14 protein-coding genes, 1 tRNA gene and 3 rRNA genes are annotated in these 20,493 nt (G+C 40.4%); 5 read left to right on the top strand and 13 right to left on the bottom strand.

The window, feature by feature from the left end; genetic code table 11:
- Positions 1-22: 22 nt before the first annotated feature.
- The 3 genes from P3L37_RS02605 to P3L37_RS02595 all read right to left on the bottom strand — a co-directional run bounded on the left by P3L37_RS02605 (position 23) and on the right by P3L37_RS02595 (position 2,829).
- A complete protein-coding gene (locus P3L37_RS02605; RefSeq protein WP_109911826.1) occupies positions 23-391 on the bottom strand; it encodes a cupin domain-containing protein in 369 nt (122 codons plus the stop codon).
- A gap of 49 nt (positions 392-440) precedes the next feature.
- Positions 441-1,745, bottom strand: coding sequence for an NAD(P)/FAD-dependent oxidoreductase (locus P3L37_RS02600; RefSeq protein WP_109911825.1), 1,305 nt, complete (start codon positions 1,743-1,745; stop codon positions 441-443).
- 340 nt (positions 1,746-2,085) lie between these two features.
- Positions 2,086-2,829 carry a helix-turn-helix transcriptional regulator gene (locus P3L37_RS02595; protein WP_109911824.1) on the bottom strand — a complete coding sequence of 248 codons (744 nt, stop codon included), beginning with the start codon at positions 2,827-2,829 and terminating at the stop codon, positions 2,086-2,088.
- 265 nt (positions 2,830-3,094) lie between these two features.
- Between P3L37_RS02595 and P3L37_RS02590 the strand changes: the two genes are divergently transcribed.
- On the top strand, positions 3,095-4,039 hold the full coding sequence (locus tag P3L37_RS02590) for a nucleoside hydrolase (protein WP_004914829.1): 945 nt from the start codon (positions 3,095-3,097) through the stop codon (positions 4,037-4,039).
- 43 nt (positions 4,040-4,082) lie between these two features.
- Here P3L37_RS02590 and P3L37_RS02585 read toward each other — a convergent pair whose 3' ends face one another.
- Entirely contained in the window at positions 4,083-5,069 is a 987-nt protein-coding gene (locus tag P3L37_RS02585) for a glycosyltransferase (protein WP_004914830.1), read from the bottom strand.
- Positions 5,070-5,372: 303 nt separating this feature from the next.
- On the opposite strand from P3L37_RS02585, the gene P3L37_RS02580 reads away from it, so the two are divergent.
- The 4 genes from P3L37_RS02580 (at position 5,373) to idi (ending at position 9,760) form a co-directional block, all read left to right on the top strand.
- A complete protein-coding gene (locus P3L37_RS02580) occupies positions 5,373-6,287 on the top strand; it encodes a DUF808 domain-containing protein (RefSeq protein ID WP_109911823.1) in 915 nt (304 codons plus the stop codon).
- Between the two features lie 373 nt (positions 6,288-6,660).
- Positions 6,661-8,418, top strand: coding sequence for a nitrate/nitrite two-component system sensor histidine kinase NarX (gene narX, locus P3L37_RS02575; protein WP_109911822.1), 1,758 nt, complete (start codon positions 6,661-6,663; stop codon positions 8,416-8,418).
- Positions 8,419-8,436: 18 nt separating this feature from the next.
- Positions 8,437-9,093 (top strand): two-component system response regulator NarL, encoded by a 657-nt coding sequence (gene narL / locus P3L37_RS02570; protein ID WP_272667462.1) that lies wholly within the window; start codon positions 8,437-8,439, stop codon positions 9,091-9,093.
- Between the two features lie 145 nt (positions 9,094-9,238).
- The gene (idi, locus tag P3L37_RS02565; RefSeq protein ID WP_004914838.1) at positions 9,239-9,760 is read left to right on the top strand and encodes an isopentenyl-diphosphate Delta-isomerase; all 522 of its coding nucleotides are present in this window, start codon (positions 9,239-9,241) and stop codon (positions 9,758-9,760) included.
- Between the two features lie 479 nt (positions 9,761-10,239).
- On the opposite strand, the gene P3L37_RS02560 is transcribed toward idi, so the two are convergent.
- The 9 genes from P3L37_RS02560 to pepQ all read right to left on the bottom strand — a co-directional run bounded on the left by P3L37_RS02560 (position 10,240) and on the right by pepQ (position 20,340).
- A complete protein-coding gene (locus tag P3L37_RS02560) occupies positions 10,240-10,413 on the bottom strand; it encodes a hypothetical protein (protein ID WP_316927673.1) in 174 nt (57 codons plus the stop codon).
- A gap of 90 nt (positions 10,414-10,503) precedes the next feature.
- A 5S ribosomal RNA gene (rrf, locus tag P3L37_RS02555) occupies positions 10,504-10,619 on the bottom strand.
- A gap of 143 nt (positions 10,620-10,762) precedes the next feature.
- Positions 10,763-13,780 (bottom strand): 23S ribosomal RNA (locus P3L37_RS02550).
- Positions 13,781-14,117: 337 nt separating this feature from the next.
- Positions 14,118-14,193: transfer RNA gene (locus P3L37_RS02545), tRNA-Glu, on the bottom strand.
- Positions 14,194-14,325: 132 nt separating this feature from the next.
- Positions 14,326-15,865 (bottom strand): 16S ribosomal RNA (locus P3L37_RS02540).
- Together the 16S, 23S and 5S rRNA genes with 1 tRNA gene alongside form the textbook arrangement of a ribosomal RNA operon.
- A gap of 461 nt (positions 15,866-16,326) precedes the next feature.
- Positions 16,327-16,851: a menaquinone-dependent protoporphyrinogen IX dehydrogenase gene (gene hemG / locus P3L37_RS02535; RefSeq protein WP_109912565.1), complete on the bottom strand. Its 525-nt coding sequence runs from the start codon at positions 16,849-16,851 to the stop codon at positions 16,327-16,329.
- Between the two features lie 60 nt (positions 16,852-16,911).
- Entirely contained in the window at positions 16,912-18,363 is a 1,452-nt protein-coding gene (gene trkH / locus P3L37_RS02530; RefSeq protein WP_109912566.1) for a Trk system potassium transporter TrkH, read from the bottom strand.
- Between the two features lie 28 nt (positions 18,364-18,391).
- Positions 18,392-19,006 (bottom strand): IMPACT family protein, encoded by a 615-nt coding sequence (locus P3L37_RS02525; protein ID WP_109912567.1) that lies wholly within the window; start codon positions 19,004-19,006, stop codon positions 18,392-18,394.
- The gene (pepQ, locus tag P3L37_RS02520) at positions 19,006-20,340 is read right to left on the bottom strand and encodes a Xaa-Pro dipeptidase (protein WP_109912568.1); all 1,335 of its coding nucleotides are present in this window, start codon (positions 20,338-20,340) and stop codon (positions 19,006-19,008) included. Before pepQ ends, P3L37_RS02525 begins: the two co-directional genes overlap by 1 nt.
- Positions 20,341-20,493: the final 153 nt, after the last annotated feature.

Below are 20,493 nucleotides of genomic sequence, written 5' to 3'. Positions count from 1 at the left end.
CACTCCACTCAATAGAAATTAATTAGGCATTTACACAAGCTAAGTAATGTTTTACGAAGCGTGGTGTATCAATTTCCCATAAAACTTCGGTACCTTTCGCGGCAAACCAGGTATCGCCTTTATGGTATTCAACCGTCACACCGGTTTTCACATCCGTTAACTTCACCGAACCTTCGTGGACTGTCGCCATTTCATCAAATGGATATACCATTTTGAACTTGCCTTTAGTACAAGCAAAAATACCGCAGGTCAGGTTATCCGTTGGTTCACCGTGGATCATTGCAACACTCGCTTGAGGATCGCCTTCAACAACCACAGAGCCTAAATTTGTCACGCTACCAACATTCAATAACTCAGGTAGTGGTTTATTTAACAGTAATGGACTAATCATAATTTTTACCTTTAATCGATTTTAATAAACTAATTAGGTGGATAACGAATTAGCGACGACCTTGCCAATAACCGGATGTCTGATGCATTATTTTTGCCAACGAAACAATCACATTACGCAGACTATCTTTACCAATAATATTGGCGTGCGGGATAGAACTCATTAAGTCATAACGATGAGAACCTTCCACCATCCCTTCAGCAAGAACTTTGCACACAATCTGGCTTGGCGTAACACCAAAACCTGAATAGCCCTGTGCATAAAACACATTTTTGTGTTGTGGTAATGAACCAATTTGTGGAAATAAATTTGCACTACATGCCATTGGTCCACCCCAAGCTAATTCAATTTTGACGTCTTTGAGGTAAGGAAAGACTTTTAGCATTAAATTACGATTCCATGCTTTAAGATCAGACGGAATATATTCAAGAAAATGAGTGGAACTGCCAAATAATAGGCGATTCTCATTCGTCACCCGGTAGTAATCTATTACAGGACGAATATCACTATAAGCACCACGAATTGGGCTAATTCGCTCGATTAATTCATCAGGTAGCTCTTCCGTCATTAATTGATATGCGTAAGTATTAATAGTTTTAGGGTAAATCGTCGGCTCAAGGCCATTTAAAAATGAATCGCAAGCCCACAGCATTTTCTGTGCTTTAACTGTTCCCATCGCAGTTCTGACTTTGATGGTATTACCATATTCCACATTTAATACTTGGCTATTTTCAAATATTTTAGCGCCATATATTTCACTAATCGCTTTCGCTTCACCCAATAATAAATTCAATGAATGAACATGACCGCCACCCATGTGTTTGATCCCACAGGTATAAGCATCAGAACCAATAATCTGTTTTAGTTCTGAGCCACTGTAAAACTCAATTTCTTCATCAGGATCAACTGACTTAAAATCTTTTAGCCAACTGCGTAAGGTTTTTTCTTGGCGCTTATTACTACCTAAGTATGCGTAACCACGGCAAAAATCTGCATCAATATCATATTTAGCGATACGATCACGCATGATCCCTGCGCCCATATTACTGAGTTTAAAAATCGTTTCTAAACCCTCTGGCCCGACATATTTTTTGATTGCATCGATATCATGGCCAATGCCTGCCATTACTTGCCCGCCATTACGCCCTGAACCACCGTAGCCAAGGTGCCGTCCTTCCAAAATAGCGATATTGGTAATCCCTTTCTCACACAGCTCAAGCGCAGTATGGATCCCAGAAAAACCACCACCAATAATCACCACATCAACATCAAGATCTTCCTTTAGCGTAGGAAAACGTAAGTCATACTTTTTAGTTGCTGCATAGTAACTCAATGATTCTACTTGGTTATTCATTATGGATACCCTATTTAGTATCTTTCGATAACTCGATTATCTTAACCTTACATTAACAATTACATAGCCCTTTAGGGACATTCGAAACATAAAGTTAACAATTGTGACGCAAGTAGAATATTTAAATAATAATAAAATTTTAAAAAAATAAAAAAACAATCTAAAAATCAAATAATTAATAAACCATTTTCATATTAATAATAATGATTATTAATTTAATTTTAGTTCATACAAATCATCTAGACAAAAATAAAAAAAATAATGCAGCAATAAAAAAGATAACAAGCTATAAAATGCTATTAAATCATTAGGTTAAAATAAATATAAAAACACATTATACTTAGCTTAACCTATTCATTAATAAGTTAAATAATTCAACCTGTGAATTAATATTTAGTTTTTGATAGATATTTTTACGATGATTTTTCACTGTTCCTAAACTAATGAAAAGCATCTGTGCAATTTGTGGTGAACCTTTACCTGCTAAGATTAATTCGACAACTTCACACTCTCTTGGTGTCAGCCCAAATCGTGTTTGCATATCAGTATTTTGATGGTGGTTCGACACCGAAGAAGGAGAAACATCTTTATGAAGTTTCACCATACTACGAATGATATCGAAGGCGTCTTTAAGGGGCGCTTGCGTATATTTTCCCGAGAAAAAAGGCCTATCTTCATTACCAAAAAAAATGCCTAATTGCCTGTCAGTTGAAATATCTAATAACAACCCAGCTTCATCACACCACCCTGTCTTACGATAAAAATTGAGATAATAATCTGTATGATAAAATCCTTTAGGTGCGAGTTCTTTTAGTGTTAATACTTTGGAAGCGCCTCCCTTTTGGATTTCTTGGTAGAATGGATCCATTAAATAAGCACCTCGTTGATAGATTCTGTTAATACTATCGCTATTACGGCGCTCTACTTTGGAAAGAAATCGGGGTGGAGCTCCTTTTTCAAAGGAGTAAACAATCGCATTATCGAATGCAATAAGTGAAGATAACCATGATAATAAATTAGGATAAAACTGGTTAGTTGCAACAGAATCAATGACATCAGGTAATTTTTCCAGATAGTTCTCCATTCTGCCTCCACAATTATTAACTAATTAATAAACCCCCTCTAGGCGGCTTCATTTATATTGCTTAAAACTTCATAAAGAACACATTATCTTTATAAACTCAACACGATTGTTATTAATATGTTAATCACATCACTCTATATTAGTAACCCTAATGAATAATTTCATTACATTAGTATTCATAAAAATAGAACTTACATCACATAAAAATAAATTTATCCATATATTATGTTAATTAAAAGTAAATAACCTAATAAAAGGAGAAATAATGTCTAGCAATAAAATTATTATCGATTGTGACCCTGGCCATGATGATGCAATGGCAATTTTCTTAGCATTAGGCAATTCAAATGTAGAGTTACTTGCGGTAACGACGGTTGTCGGAAACCAAACTTTAGACAAAGTTACTTATAATGCACGCGCAATTATGGAATTCGTTAGTGCAAATGATATCCCTATCGCTGCTGGTTGCTCTAGGCCATTAGTGAGAACAATACAGACTGCCCCAGAAGTTCATGGAACAACAGGACTGGACGGCACTCACCTCCCTGAACCCAAATTACCTATTGACCAACGACACGCTGTGGACTTAATTATTGATACGCTGAAGTCACATCCCTCTAAAACGGTTACTCTCGTACCTATCGGAGGACTCACAAATATTGCTTTAGCCGTGAGGAAAGCACCTGAAATTGTAGAATTAGTAAAAGAAGTTGTTTTAATGGGAGGAGGCTACCATACGGGCAACCGTACTGCAGTCGCCGAATTCAATATCCTTATAGACCCTGAAGCTGCTCATATCGTGTTTAATGAAACTTGGCCTATCACTATGATTGGGTTAGACCTTACACACCAAGCAAGGCCAGACGACCAAATAATGGAAGCAATTGCAGCGTTAAATACACCTGTAAGTGACTTTGTTGTTGAATCTCTAAATTACTACACGGCAGGTTACCGTAGACGTAATGGCTATACTGACCACGCCCCGGTTCACGACCTATGCGCTGTTGCTTATGTTATCGACCCATCCATAATGGAAACGATTAAGGCTCCAATTGATATCGAGCTACAAGGCGCTCTAACAACAGGTATGACAGTGACTGACTTTCGCCATCCAGCTAAAGCAGATTGCCACACACAAGTCGCCACAACATTAAATAACCCTCAGTTATGGGATATGTTTATTGCTTCTCTAAAGCAACTAGAAAAATAAAAACAAAAAGGTAGCCTATAAAAACAGCTACCTTTTCAGAAGATTATGATTTGATAATTTCTTTTAACTTAGTGTAGCGTCTAATTAATCGCCATTTTAATTTTACTGTTGTTGCATGCGCCCACACTATTTGCCAATAACCCTTATCAAAAAATAGTTGTACCATTTCCTTCTGTACATCGGGTGATTTAATGGCTAATAGCGCTTGAATCACCCCCAAACCTTCCTTTCCTACCTGCCATAAGCAAGCTGGTGCCTGTTTAACTTGTTCAGGATAACGCTGGTAAATATTTAGCAGCATATCAATAATCTTCAAATACGTTTTTATCTTGCGGACAGAGCGTTCATCACCACTTAATGAATGCGAAACAGATTGGTTATGGATTAAATATCGGTAGTATTGTTCATTAATAAATTGCACGCGCTTCGCCACGAGTAAGACTTCCGTCGTCCAAGGAATGTCTTGATGATGTAACTTAGGCTCAAAGAAAAATTTGTGTTGGCGCAACATGTCCAAACGATATAAATTCAGCCAAGTTACATGCAGAAACTTGCGTGAACTTAAGCCAATTTCAAGCCATTCAGGGCCTGAAATTACCCCAGTTGACGGGACTTTATTCGGTGGGAAAATTGCCTTTGGTGCATCACCATTAGTATAAACATAAGTTCCATTACAGGTTGCAACATCGAGGTCATTTGATAATGCTATTTCTAATAAACGCCCATACATTTGAGGGCTAATTTCATCGTCAATATCAGGGAATGTAATATATTTTCCCGTAGCCTCTACCATCCCCGTATTACGGGCAACTGATACGCCTTGGTTCTCTTGATAAAGCACTTTTAAATGTACAAATTTATCTGCGTAAGACTTAATGATGTCTTCACTTTTATCTTTAGAACCATCATTAACAACGATCAACTCCCAATTTTCTAACTTTTGCGCGATTAAGCTATCAAAAAACTGAGGTAGAAATTTTTCACCATTATATACAGCAACGACAATACTCAAAACTGGCTGAGAAGACATGTATTAACCCTATACCAATCTATTAAAAATTATTCATAAGCTAAATAATTAAACCAAATATAAAGCAAAGTAGCAGATAGCAATATGTCACTTCATGTTACTTCACTAAAATTAATAAGTTAGAAAAGAAAAAATCACATTGGTTCCATTGTCATAAAAATTTAATAATTTAAAATTCAGATTTATCAATCTGCAATGGAATTATCTTATTTGTAAGTATGATTTATATTGTAATGAACTAATTATCCATTAATTGACCTAATAAACATTAATGACACCTTAAAAAATATTGAGGATATTCTTGTGGCTGGAAGTAGCTTACTCACATTACTTGATGATATTGCCGCTGTACTAGACGATGTTTCCGTCATGACAAAAATGGCTGCCAAAAAAACATCCGGAGTTTTAGGTGATGACCTCGCACTAAACGCCCAGCAAGTCACAGGCGTTCGTGCAGAGAGGGAAATTCCTGTTGTTTGGGCCGTCGCTAAAGGGTCATTTGTTAATAAATTAATACTTGTTCCTTTAGCGTTGTTAATCAGTGCGTTTATCCCTTGGGCTATCACACCTCTACTCATGATTGGTGGAGCCTATCTTTGTTTTGAAGGAGCAGAAAAAATCACTCATAAGCTATTGCATTCTAATGCAAAAGATTCTACTCCCCAACACCAATTGCAATTATCAGCAGAAGAACTTAAGGAATTTGAAAGTAAAAAAATCAAAGGAGCTATTCGTACCGATTTTGTTTTATCAGCTGAAATTATTGCCATCACACTCGGCATTGTTTCCACTACCTCTTTTATCAACCAAGTAGCCGTACTCTCTATCATTGCTATCGTGATGACTGTCGGTGTGTATGGCTTAGTTGCAGGTATTGTGAAATTAGATGACTTAGGCTTTTATTTACAGAAGAAAACCTCTTCTTTATTAAAAAAATGTGGTAATGCCTTAATTTATGCGACTCCTTATCTCATGAAAACATTATCTATTGTAGGAACAGCTGCGATGTTTATGGTCGGTGGAGGTATCCTAACGCACGGTATCAGCTATATTTCAGAATGGATTACCGAAATATCATTTACCGCAACCTTAACACCTATCATTGGTAGTACTATGCAGTTTGTCTTACCGACTATAATTAATTTATGTTTTGGGCTAGTAACCGGCCTAATCCTTGTCTCGATAATCTCACTATTCAAAAAATTTAAAAAAGCCTAAAACAAAAAGATAGCTCTATCGATTAGAGCTATCTTTCTTCCTGCCATTCGATAGTTTTTCAGTAACATTTTTCGGTGTATATTATTTTACACATTGATTTTCATCGATATTTAAACTGATCTAAATCAAAGGAAATTCATCTTTAATTTAAGCTATAATACGTATCCCCATTCCAGACTAAACCAAATTTAATCTTATATATCAATAAATAAAAGTACAAAACTTAAAGAGAAATTTTATTTTCTATTTTCTATTTTGTTATAACACCAGAAAATTACTACCAAAGTAGTATATTTAATGTTCGCCCCTTTATGAACAATACTAGAACTATGCATTTTAAGTTCGCTAGCGCGACTCTTTAAGGAAGTGACACATGCCCACACTGTATCGTCGATTTTCAATTATTAACCAAGTGATCGGCCTTATGCTACTTATTGCGATCTTAGGAATTATTGGGATGACGATTTCTAATCGAATGATTATAAGTGTACAAGGTAATGCTCACGCAATAAATAAATCAGGTTCACTACGAATGCAGAGCTACAGATTGCTTTCTCTCGTCCCTCTGAATACTCAAAATCAGCGTTATCTCGACGCATTAGAATCTGACCTCATTAGCCCAGAACTGACTCAAGTTGTAAAAATTGAAAGCTTAACGCCTCAATTTGATGAGCTCTATAATTACTGGTTACATATCTTACGACCTTCATTAATGGAAGCAAATACGCCTAACGATGCAAGGTACGAAGTTATATCATTTGTAAGTAAACTTGATGAATTGGTTCATAATATTGATGAGAAAACAGAAAGAAAGATTGCTTATGTAGCTATGACACAACTGATTTTTATTAGCTTAGTATTCTTATTACTTATGGGAACCATCTGGCACTTAAGAAGAAAAATTTATTACCCATGGGTTAAATTATTATCAATGGTCAATGCGATTGGGCGAAAAGATTTTAGCCAACGCTACCCTAAAAATAATAGGCAAGATGAGTTAAACGCATTAGGAGAAACGCTGAATCAAATGTCAGATGAATTAGCGCTAAGCTATCATCAACTTGAAGAAAGAGTTGCAGAAAAAACTGCAGATTTAATCACAAAAAATAAAGTGTTATCTTATTTATATCAATCAAACCAAATTCTTCATTCATCAGATCCCCTCTATTTGCGATTACAAAAAGTCCTTATTGAACTAGAAAACATTACCATACTCAAAAATCTAAGTTTACGGTTGTATGAAGAAAGTAATGAAGCCTATTTTCATGAAATATGTTGCCATTCAACCGGATTATCTGAAGAGAAGACAACGAAGCTAAAACAACAAATTTCAATCGATAAACCTCTCAGCTTACAATGGGATTTATCAGACAATATGCATCGTTATGGCGTTATTATTGGTGAGATTGAAGATAATCAAATACTTTCAGACGAACAAAACAACCTCGTTTCTGTTCTAGCAAAACAAATCTCTGGTATGCTCGCGATGGAGCACCAAATAGAACAACAACAACAGTTGCTTATCATGGATGAACGTTCTGCAATTGCACGCGAACTTCATGACTCTATCGCTCAGTCTTTATCTTGTTTGAAAATGCAAATTAGCTATCTGCAATTACAGCCTGAGCCATTACCAGAAAAACCTCAACAGCTTTTAACAGAAATGCGCAGCGAAATTAATACCGCATATAGCCAACTGAGAGAGCTATTAACCACATTTAGGCTTAAATTAATGGAACCTGGCCTACTTCCCTCATTAGAAAGTACCATTAATGAATTTAGCGAACGTATGGGGTATACAGTAACCTTAAACTACGACCTACCCGCAAAGAGTATTTCACCACACCAATCTATTCATATTATACAAATCGTCCGAGAAGCATTAACTAATATTCTAAAACATGCTAATGCAACATCGGCTGAGGTTTCATTAAACCAGTATGATGGTATTGTTACTATTACCATTATCGACGATGGTGCAGGGATCACGTCAAACACTGATAAACTTAATCATTATGGGCTTATTATTATGAGAGAAAGAGCATTAAGCCTTAATGGTAATTGTTGTATTACACCTAGGCCTCAAGGTGGAACAGAGGTAAAAGTTACCTTTCCTTTATCTGACGCTTAACATACCGGAAAATCATCTATGGAAAATACAAATATAGTAAACGAAAAATCAACCATTCTACTTATTGATGATCATCCGATGCTAAGAAATGGAGTCAAACAATTGATTAGTTTGGAATCTTCATTACAAGTTATCGGTGAAGCAGGAGATGGTAAAACAGGTATACAGATCGCTGAAGAGCAAGATCCTGATCTTATTTTACTGGATCTCAACATGCCTGGAATGAATGGTTTTGATACTCTTGATGAACTTAGAAAGCGAGAACTATCCGGTAGGATTATTCTTTTTACTGTTTCTAATTATAGTGATGATTTAGTCAATGCACTAAAAAGAGGTGCTGATGGCTATTTGCTTAAAGATATGGAGCCTGAAGAGCTTATAGTCGCCCTAAAAGAAGCCGCTAGCGGTAAGTTAGTTGTTAGCCCAACATTAGCATCTGTACTTGCTGAATCACTCAGAGACAATACCACACAGGATGATAATAATATAACTTCATTAACACCAAGGGAAGCCGATATTCTAGAGCTGATATCACAAGGCTTATCAAATAAAATGATAGCTCGTAAACTAGATATCGCAGAAAGCACAGTAAAAGTACATGTTAAACATTTACTTAAAAAGCTCAATTTAAAATCAAGGGTTGAAGCCGCTGTTTGGGTGTTACAACAAAAATAATTTTTAATCTCACAGCTATATAAGCTTATGATAGCTGTGAGCTTTGAAGAAATCATGTTAACTAATAAACAGCTCTAATATGCAAACTTATATTTTTAATTATACTAAACTAGTGTAATAATTTTTATGATGGAAAATAGTATAAATGGAAGATGAATTAATTTTAGTTAATGAACATGATGAACCTGTTGGTGTTATGTCAAAATTATTGGCACATCAACTCGGTTATCTACATCGAGCATTTTCAGTATTTATCTTTAATGAGCAAAATGAGCTATTAATTCAACAACGGGCACTTCATAAATATCATTCAGCAGGGCAATGGGCAAATTCTTGCTGTAGTCACCCTAAACCTAATGAGGATACTCAGAAAGCTGCTGAACGTAGGCTTCAAGAGGAGCTAGGCTTTGTCACCCCATTAACATATGTGGGTTCCTTAATTTATAAAGCTGATGTTCAGGGAGGCTTAATTGAACATGAATATGACCATATTTTTATTGGTTATTACAACCAATATATTCAACCAAATAGGGATGAAGTTTCATCTATACGGTGGGTAAGTCTTCCTCAATTAAAACAAGAGATCGTTCTTACGCCTGAAATATTTACACCATGGTTTAAAAAAATATTGGAAGAATTTCCTTTATTAAATATTTTAAATAAATGAGTTTGTAATATTTTAATTTTTAAGACACCATTCAAATCATAAAAAAATTTATATAATATTACATATCATAAAGATATATTATAGATGAGAAAATAATTTAATTATCAGTTTCATATAAATAAATAGTGCTAGTTTAATCTCAATTCTCAACGTAGGCTAACTAATCTTTTCCATTGAATTATTTTCAATACTAAATATTGTCATTATTATTTATTCATTGAATATAATTACATTATTAATAAACTTTACTGGTATATTTCTATAGTAAGTAATCACTTAAAACTTACTGCGGCCTTATTCACTATATTTTATTCCTTCTTTTACCCGATATATTTTTAATCCTATAATAAGTGAGCTATTACTCACTACCTTATCCCCTCAATCGCATTCCCCCCTGAATACTCAGAGTGCAACGCCTTGATTTAATTCTCCCCTCTTAACTCCCCATCCCCTTTTGTAGCCCAAATAGAAGTGAGTTGTTACTCACTACTTTGCATCGTGAGCTGCCATTGACGGTAGTTATATTCATGACTAATGACCCTACGAAGAGGAATAACATCAAATAAATTAAGCGAGTCGTTAAAAGAAGAAAGAAGTTGGGAAGTTGGGAAGTTGGGAAGTTGGGAAGTTGGGAAGTTGGGAAGTTGGGACATTAAGGGGCTTCAACGCTAACATCAACAATTAGTTAGTTTCCCCCAAACGCAAAAAAGCCACCCAATGGGTGGCTTTCTCACTAATTGAATGTCTGGCAGTTCCCTACTCTCACATGGGGAGACCCCACACTACCATCGGCGCTACGGCGTTTCACTGCTGAGTTCGGCATGGGGTCAGGTGGGACCACCGCGCTATTGCCGCCAGACAAATTCTGTGTATTCCCGTTTAATCTCACTTTCGTGCACTAAACCAGAACATTAATCTCGAACAAGCTGCTGTGTCCTTCACCTTTCGGCTTCTCACGCTTATTGAATCAACATAATCTCTCTAAAACACCTTCGGTGTTGTCAGGTTAAGCCTCACGGTTCATTAGTATTGGTTAGCTCAACGTATCGCTACGCTTACACACCCAACCTATCAACGTCTTAGTCTTAAACGTTCCTTTAGGACCCTTAAAGAGTCAGGGAAGACTCATCTCAAGGCAAGTTTCCCGCTTAGATGCTTTCAGCGGTTATCTCTTCCGCACTTAGCTACCGGGCAATGCCATTGGCATGACAACCCGAACACCAGTGGTGCGTCCACTCCGGTCCTCTCGTACTAGGAGCAGCCCCTTTCAATCTTCCAACGCCCACGGCAGATAGGGACCGAACTGTCTCACGACGTTCTAAACCCAGCTCGCGTACCACTTTAAACGGCGAACAGCCGTACCCTTGGGACCTACTTCAGCCCCAGGATGTGATGAGCCGACATCGAGGTGCCAAACACCGCCGTCGATATGAACTCTTGGGCGGTATCAGCCTGTTATCCCCGGAGTACCTTTTATCCGTTGAGCGATGGCCCTTCCATTCAGAACCACCGGATCACTAAGACCTACTTTCGTACCTGCTCGAGCCGTCACTCTCGCAGTCAAGCTGGCTTATGCCTTTGCACTAACCGCATGATGTCCGACCATGCTTAGCCAACCTTCGTGCTCCTCCGTTACTCTTTGGGAGGAGACCGCCCCAGTCAAACTACCCACCAGACACTGTCCGCACCCCGGATAACGGGGCTACGTTAGAACATCAAACATTAAAGGGTGGTATTTCAAGGTTGGCTCCATGCAGACTGGCGTCCACACTTCAAAGCCTCCCACCTATCCTACACATCAAGGCTCAATGTTCAGTGTCAAGCTATAGTAAAGGTTCACGGGGTCTTTCCGTCTTGCCGCGGGTACACTGCATCTTCACAGCGAGTTCAATTTCACTGAGTCTCGGGTGGAGACAGCCTGGCCATCATTACGCCATTCGTGCAGGTCGGAACTTACCCGACAAGGAATTTCGCTACCTTAGGACCGTTATAGTTACGGCCGCCGTTTACTGGGGCTTCGATCAAGAGCTTCTCCTTACGGATAACCCCATCAATTAACCTTCCAGCACCGGGCAGGCGTCACACCGTATACGTCCACTTTCGTGTTTGCACAGTGCTGTGTTTTTAATAAACAGTTGCAGCCAGCTGGTATCTGCGACTGGCTTCAGCTCCATCCGCGAGGGACTTCACCTAGCGCCAGCGTGCCTTCTCCCGAAGTTACGGCACCATTTTGCCTAGTTCCTTCACCCGAGTTCTCTCAAGCGCCTGAGTATTCTCTACCTGACCACCTGTGTCGGTTTGGGGTACGATTAATGATAATCTAGAGCTTAGAGGCTTTTCCTGGAAGCGGGGCATGAGCTACTTCATCACCGTAGTGACTCGTCGTCGGACCTCAGCATATAGTGAACCGGATTTGCCTAATTCACCTGCCTACATCCTTAAACCGGGACAACCGTCGCCCGGATAGCCTAGCCTTCTCCGTCCCCCCATCGCAATTATCACCAGTACGGGAATATTAACCCGTTTCCCATCGACTACGCATTTCTGCCTCGCCTTAGGGGTCGACTCACCCTGCCCCGATTAACGTTGGACAGGAACCCTTGGTCTTCCGGCGTGCGGGTTTTTCACCCGCATTATCGTTACTTATGTCAGCATTCGCACTTCTGATACCTCCAGCATACCTCACAGTACACCTTCACAGGCTTACAGAACGCTCCCCTACCCAACAATATTTACATATCGCTGCCGCAGCTTCGGTGCATAGTTTAGCCCCGTTACATCTTCCGCGCAGGCCGACTCGACCAGTGAGCTATTACGCTTTCTTTAAATGATGGCTGCTTCTAAGCCAACATCCTGGCTGTCTGAGCCTTCCCACTTCGTTTCCCACTTAACTATGACTTTGGGACCTTAGCTGGCGGTCTGGGTTGTTTCCCTCTTCACGACGAACGTTAGCACCCGCCGTGTGTCTCCCGTGATAACATTCTTCGGTATTCGTAGTTTGCATCGAGTTGGTAAGTCGGGATGACCCCCTAGTCGAAACAGTGCTCTACCCCCGAAGATGAGTTCACGAGGCGCTACCTAAATAGCTTTCGGGGAGAACCAGCTATCTCCCGGTTTGATTGGCCTTTCACCCCCAGCCACAAGTCATCCGCTAATTTTTCAACATTAGTCGGTTCGGTCCTCCAGTTAGTGTTACCCAACCTTCAACCTGCCCATGGCTAGATCACCGGGTTTCGGGTCTATACCCTGCAACTTATTCGCCCAGTTAAGACTCGGTTTCCCTACGGCTCCCCTATACGGTTAACCTTGCTACAGAATATAAGTCGCTGACCCATTATACAAAAGGTACGCAGTCACCCCACCCCAAAGCACATTCACTGCTTGTTTTGTGTGTTGGGCGTCGCAAAAAACGCTCCGCCAACGCGTGTTGAATGTCACTTTAAAGTTGTCCTCAACACCAGAAAATGCTTTGGTGGTGGGGCTCCCACTGCTTGTACGTACACGGTTTCAGGTTCTATTTCACTCCCCTCGCCGGGGTTCTTTTCGCCTTTCCCTCACGGTACTGGTTCACTATCGGTCAATCAGGAGTATTTAGCCTTGGAGGATGGTCCCCCCATATTCAGACAGGATAACACGTGTCCCGCCCTACTCGTCGAGTTCACAACACTAACACCTTCGGATACGGGGCTATCACCCTTTACTGCCGGCCTTTCCAGACCGTTCTCCTGATGCTAATGTTGATTAAGACTCTGGGCTGCTCCCCGTTCGCTCGCCGCTACTAGGGGAATCTCGGTTGATTTCTTTTCCTCGGGGTACTGAGATGTTTCAGTTCCCCCGGTTCGCTTCGTTTGACTATGTATTCATCAAACGATAGTGCAACGAGTTGCACTGGGTTTCCCCATTCGGAAATCGTCAGTTATCACGGTTCATATCACCTTACCGACGCTTATCGCAGATTAGCACGTCCTTCATCGCCTCTGATTGCCTAGGCATCCACCGTGTACGCTTAGTCGCTTAACCTCACAACCCGAAGGTGTCTTCTTACAACGAGTGACTGTGCTTCATGATTTCGGCGTTAGTCCGTGCGCGCAATGCTCACGTACGTTAAGTACGCTGCGCTTGCTGTGCGCGGGCTGCCTTGAACTCATGTCGCTCGTCGACTCGATAGTTCAAAGTACACTATTCAAGTTGAGATTTTTGAGAGACTCTCACATTGTTTAAGCGATAAACAATGTGCGTTGTTTTCAATTTTCAGCTTGTTCCAGATTGTTAAAGAGCATAATTGTTAAACCAACTATTTACATAATTGGCTTAATCATTATTGGGGACATCGTCTTTCACTCGATATCGGCGCAATTGGCGTCCCCTAGGGGATTCGAACCCCTGTTACCGCCGTGAAAGGGCGGTGTCCTAGGCCTCTAGACGAAGGGGACACAAGATATTGCACATACTACTGCGGTATCTCATGTAAGTCCTATTCTCTCGAATAAGTCTCCCACGTAAAGCCATTGCTCTACTTTCTATCAGACAATCTGTGTGAGCACTTCACAAAAACACTTCAATGGTAAGGAGGTGATCCAACCGCAGGTTCCCCTACGGTTACCTTGTTACGACTTCACCCCAGTCATGAATCACAAAGTGGTAAGCGCCCTCCCGAAGGTTAAGCTACCTACTTCTTTTGCAACCCACTCCCATGGTGTGACGGGCGGTGTGTACAAGGCCCGGGAACGTATTCACCGTAGCATTCTGATCTACGATTACTAGCGATTCCGACTTCATGGAGTCGAGTTGCAGACTCCAATCCGGACTACGACGTACTTTATGAGTTCCGCTTGCTCTCGCGAGGTCGCTTCTCTTTGTATACGCCATTGTAGCACGTGTGTAGCCCTACTCGTAAGGGCCATGATGACTTGACGTCATCCCCACCTTCCTCCGGTTTATCACCGGCAGTCTCCTTTGAGTTCCCGACCGAATCGCTGGCAACAAAGGATAAGGGTTGCGCTCGTTGCGGGACTTAACCCAACATTTCACAACACGAGCTGACGACAGCCATGCAGCACCTGTCTCAGAGTTCCCGAAGGCACCAAAGCATCTCTGCTAAGTTCTCTGGATGTCAAGAGTAGGTAAGGTTCTTCGCGTTGCATCGAATTAAACCACATGCTCCACCGCTTGTGCGGGCCCCCGTCAATTCATTTGAGTTTTAACCTTGCGGCCGTACTCCCCAGGCGGTCGATTTAACGCGTTAGCTCCGAAAGCCACTCCTCAAGGGAACAACCTTCAAATCGACATCGTTTACAGCGTGGACTACCAGGGTATCTAATCCTGTTTGCTCCCCACGCTTTCGCACCTGAGCGTCAGTCTTTGTCCAGGGGGCCGCCTTCGCCACCGGTATTCCTCCACATCTCTACGCATTTCACCGCTACACATGGAATTCTACCCCCCTCTACAAGACTCTAGCTGACCAGTCTTAGATGCCATTCCCAGGTTAAGCCCGGGGATTTCACATCTAACTTAATCAACCGCCTGCGTGCGCTTTACGCCCAGTAATTCCGATTAACGCTTGCACCCTCCGTATTACCGCGGCTGCTGGCACGGAGTTAGCCGGTGCTTCTTCTGTCGGTAACGTCAATCGCTGATGATATTAGCATCAACGCCTTCCTCCCGACTGAAAGTACTTTACAACCCTAGGGCCTTCTTCATACACGCGGCATGGCTGCATCAGGCTTGCGCCCATTGTGCAATATTCCCCACTGCTGCCTCCCGTAGGAGTCTGGGCCGTGTCTCAGTCCCAGTGTGGCTGATCATCCTCTCAGACCAGCTAGGGATCGTCGCCTAGGTGAGCCATTACCCCACCTACTAGCTAATCCCATATGGGTTCATCCGATAGCGCAAGGACCGAAGTTCCCCTGCTTTGCTCCTAAGAGATTATGCGGTATTAGCTACCGTTTCCAGTAGTTATCCCCCTCTATCGGGCAGATCCCCATACATTACTCACCCGTCCGCCGCTCGTCAGCGAGAAGCAAGCTTCCCCTGTTACCGCTCGACTTGCATGTGTTAGGCCTGCCGCCAGCGTTCAATCTGAGCCATGATCAAACTCTTCAATTAAAAAGCTTGATGCTCAAAGAATGTTTACTGTCGTTTGATTTCCGAAGAAATCAAATTACCTATTAGTTCATATATATGAATTAACGTGTTAGTCACTCTTCAAGACTTAAAATCAAATATTTTTTTGATAGTGTCCTGTGAGTGCCCACACAGATTGTCTGATAAATTGTTAAAGAGCGTTGCGACTAAATCTTTTGATTTTCGACTTCGAGGTCGTTGTCGCGAGGTGTCGTATATTACGTTTTTTATTTAGAAAGTCAAGAGTTTATTTTCAACTTTTTTCTTTCTCACCTCTGTTATCACTGGGTTACGAAGTTTTCTTCGAACCGGTTTGTCGTGACAACGGATGCGCATTATAGGGAGTCGAAAAATTCTCGCAAGTGTTTTTTTGATTTATTTCATCAAGCGATGATTTATTAAACAAATCACACAAAATAACTACGTTTTGTTGAAATTGTGAGCTACAAATCATCAAATTCAACTGTGAATTCAGCAACCTTTTCCCAGTTAGTATATTCAATCTCTGTTTTTGGATCGGTTGGGCCATCTGTCATTTTCATTATTAGACGAATCATCATTCTATCAAACCATGTATAACGTGGATAAAACAGCGCTCCGGCAAAAACAGACTTCAATGTAGGCTTCCAAGGACATGCTTCTAAAAATTTTCGCGTATATGCGTTGGTTTCTACCGTATTCTTGCCTTCTTTTCTTGCCGTCAAATTTACAGCAAAAAAACCCGTCTTCATTGAGTTCAATTGATTTTGATGAGAAAGCACGAAGCGTTGTAGTTTTTTATTGAAATGCCCATAACGAATGGATGCCCCTACTAATACTTTATCGTAGCCTGATAAATTAAGCTGTTGGTCAGTATTTAAATCACGAATATCACATTCACGACCTGAGTTTCTCAGTTGCTCCGCCATTTTTAGAATAATTTTTTTAGTTTGCCCATCCGTACTGGAGTGTAAAAGTAAGTAGCTCATTATTGTTCCTAAATTAATATCATTTCTATATAGGTAATATTATTTATTAATTGTACCCAACTATTCACGCCAAAAAGTGGGAGTCAGTAGCACTAATAAAGTGAAAACTTCCAAACGCCCAAATAACATCGTGACAACTAATATCCATTTGCCTGTAGGGTTCATCGTTGTGAAATTATCAGCCACAGTCCCTAACCCTGGCCCTAAGTTATTCAGTGTCGTTGCAATTGCTGAAAAAGCAGAGAATTCATCAACTCCTGTAGCAATCAGTAATAATAAGCTGACGACAAAGACCAGTGCATATGCAGAAAAGAAGCCCCAAACAGCTTCGATGATCCTTTCAGGTAATGCGCGTTGTCCTAATTTGATTGTGTAGACTGCATTTGGGTGAACTAGGCGCTTTAACTCACGCGAGCCTTGTAAGAAAAGTAACAATATACGAATAACTTTTAACCCACCACCTGTCGAGCCTGCACATCCACCAACGAATGCGGCGCACAATAGCAGCATAGGTAAAAAAAGAGGCCAACCAGAAAAGCTATCTGTCGTAAATCCAGCCGTTGTCGCCATGGACACGACTTGGAAGAATGCCTGATCAAGTGTTTGACCAAAGCTACTATAAACAGAATGGAACATAAGTACTAAGGTACAAATAACCACCAAGACAAACTGGAAGCTAATAAACATTCTAAATTCAGGATCGCGCCAATAAATCCCTAAACTACGTCCAGTTAATACTGCAAAGTGCAAACCGAAGTTACAACCAGAGATAATCAGGAAAATACCAATGATAGTGTTAATCGCAGGACTATTGAAATAACCAATACTAGCATCATGAGTTGAAAACCCACCAATAGCGATAGTCGAAAAGCTGTGAGAAATAGCATCAAAAACATCCATACCGGCTATCCATAGAGCAACCGCACAGGCAATAGTTAGCAGTACATAGATAAGCCATAATGTTTTTGCTGTTTCTGCAATACGAGGCCGCATTTTATTGTCTTTCAAAGGACCCGGCATTTCTGCACGATATAGCTGCATTCCCCCGACACCCAAAAGTGGTAAAATTGCAACGGCAAGTACAATAATCCCCATCCCCCCAAGCCATTGAAGCATCTGCCGATAAAATAAAATAGCTTTGGGTAGGGAATCAAGCCCTGTTAACGTTGTCGCACCTGTCGTCGTCAATCCTGAGAACGATTCAAAAAAAGCATCAGTTACCGAAAGATTAGGTCTTTCAGAAAAAATAAAAGGTAATGCCCCTACGCTTCCCAGTACCGTCCAAAATAAAACAACGATAAGAAAGCCTTCTTTTGCTTTCAGTTCGTGCCGGCTATTACGGGTTGGTAGCCACAAAAAAAGACCAATTAGCAAAGCAGTAATAAAAGTCTGGCTAAAAGCTCGCCCTGCACCATCACGATAAATTAGCGCGACAATACCAGGAATAACCATGGTAAAAGAAAAGATGATGACAAGCAGCCCGACTATACGGGTTATTGCACGAAAATGCATTCGGCAGGTTCCTTGATAAAACTGTTTACTATTGTGATTCTGACGTGAGCGTTAAGGCTCCACGGCTTATATCGCGTAATTTATCATTGACTTCCTGCTCAAGAGTGGCAGGAATTGCAATTTGTAAAGAGACAGTTTCATTATAATCACTGTGTAAAACTGTGCCATTCACTTGGACAAGCAGTTGTTCAATCGCATTAATCAATGAATAGTCGCACACTAAATTAAAGATTTTTTGTGGTACTTTTGTCTTTGTTGGTAATATTTTTAATGCTTGCTGGGCACCATTTCCATAAGCTTTAACTAGCCCACCAGTGCCTAGTTTTATCCCACCAAAATAACGTACAACAACACAGGTAACCTCCCCTAGATTGCTACCTAATAGTTGCGCCATGATGGGTTTTCCTGCTGTTCCTGTCGGCTCTCCGTCATCAGAGAACCCCAATTTTTGTGAATCATCAGGCCGACCAGCAACAAATGCCCAGCAATGGTGCCGGGCATCTGGGTATTGAGCTTTAATCGATTGAATGTAATCTTTTGCCGCTTCAATACCATCTGTATGAGCTAAATACGTAATAAATTGGCTTTTTTTGATTTCTTCTGTAAAAGAAATGGTTTCAGCCGGTATTAAATAAGGTTTCATTAACGTAAATGTAAGTCTCGAGTCATATTCTCAATACGATTTGCATGGATCACGATATTATCTTCAATGCGGATTCCACCGTAAGGTTTGAAGAACTCGATTTTATCCCAATTAAAGTGTTGGCTGAACTCCCCATTTCTCCATTCAGATAACAGAGATTCAATAAAGTAGAGCCCAGGCTCAATAGTTAACACCATTTTAGGTTCTAAAACACGAGTACAACGCAAGAATGGATACATTTTAGGAGCTGCGAGATGAGTACCACTATCATCTTGCATAAAACCTGCAGCATCATGAACTTGTAACCCAAGTGGATGGCCTAAACCATGAGGTAAAAATGGCGTTGTTAAGCCACTTTCCACCATCGACTCTTCGCTAATATCTTTAACAATATCATGTTTAATCAGTATCTTAGCAATCCTATGATGCATATCCACGTGATAATCAGTATAGCGGACACCTGCCTTAATCGTATCAATTAAAGCAAGCTGCTCTGTGTTGACATCTGCAACCAATTCAGCAAATTCGTCTTTACCTTTCGCCGCATAAGTTCTCGTAATATCAGCAGCATAGCCATTATATTCAGCGCCTGCATCAATAAGAAAACTGCGTAATTCGTTCGGCACAGTTTGCTGTAGTTTCGTGTAATGTAATACCGCCGCATTTTCATTCAGCGCAACAATATTACCATAAGGCACATTGGTATCTCGATGACCGGTAGATTGTAAGTAACTGACATTAATATCAAATTCGCTCATACCTGCACGGAATGCTTCGAGAGCAGCGAGGTGCCCATTTACAGCCATTTTTTGAGCTTCTCGCATACAGTAAAGCTCATAATCTGTCTTATAAGAACGATGATAATGATAGTAATCTAAAACCGATTTGGGATTGATATTATGCAAAGAAATCCCTAAAGATTCTGCTCGTGCTGTTGCTGAGCCTATATAGGCAACATTTTCTTTTGATAAGCTTGCGAGAAGCGTTTTGATGTCATCCGCATTTTTTAAGTGGATTAGCTCAATATCTTTGGTCCAAAAACTGTTCGGTAGTGGCTCAACACTATGCCAATAGTCAACGGGGGAATAAAACCATAGCTTAGGCTTATTTATACCATCAACTAATAACCATGAATGTGGAACATCGGTAACAGGTACCCACGCTTTGAAATGAGGGTTAACTTTAAACGGATAGTCGCTATCATCAAGAAAGATGCGTAGGGGTTCACCTGAATGAATCAATATGGCATCTAATTTGCTGCGCTGTAAAACTTGCTGAGTTCTGTTTTGTAACGTTTTAATGTGTTCAGCGTAGAGTGCAGTCAGTTTTTCCATTTCCTTCAACCTTTCAGCATTAATTAGAAAAATTAAGCTTACCACGTTCTGTTATTAACGGATATGCACTCTGTTGCAAACCCTAATTAATTAATTGATATATAATACATTTATCATTTAAATCATTAATTATTTCACTTAATTGCTGTGACC

Origin of the sequence: Providencia sp. PROV114 (assembly GCF_032704305.1) — a bacterium.
GTDB lineage: Bacteria > Pseudomonadota > Gammaproteobacteria > Enterobacterales > Enterobacteriaceae > Providencia > Providencia rettgeri.
Note: the sequence above shows the minus strand (reverse complement) of the source record. Positions and strands in the feature narration are given on the sequence as shown.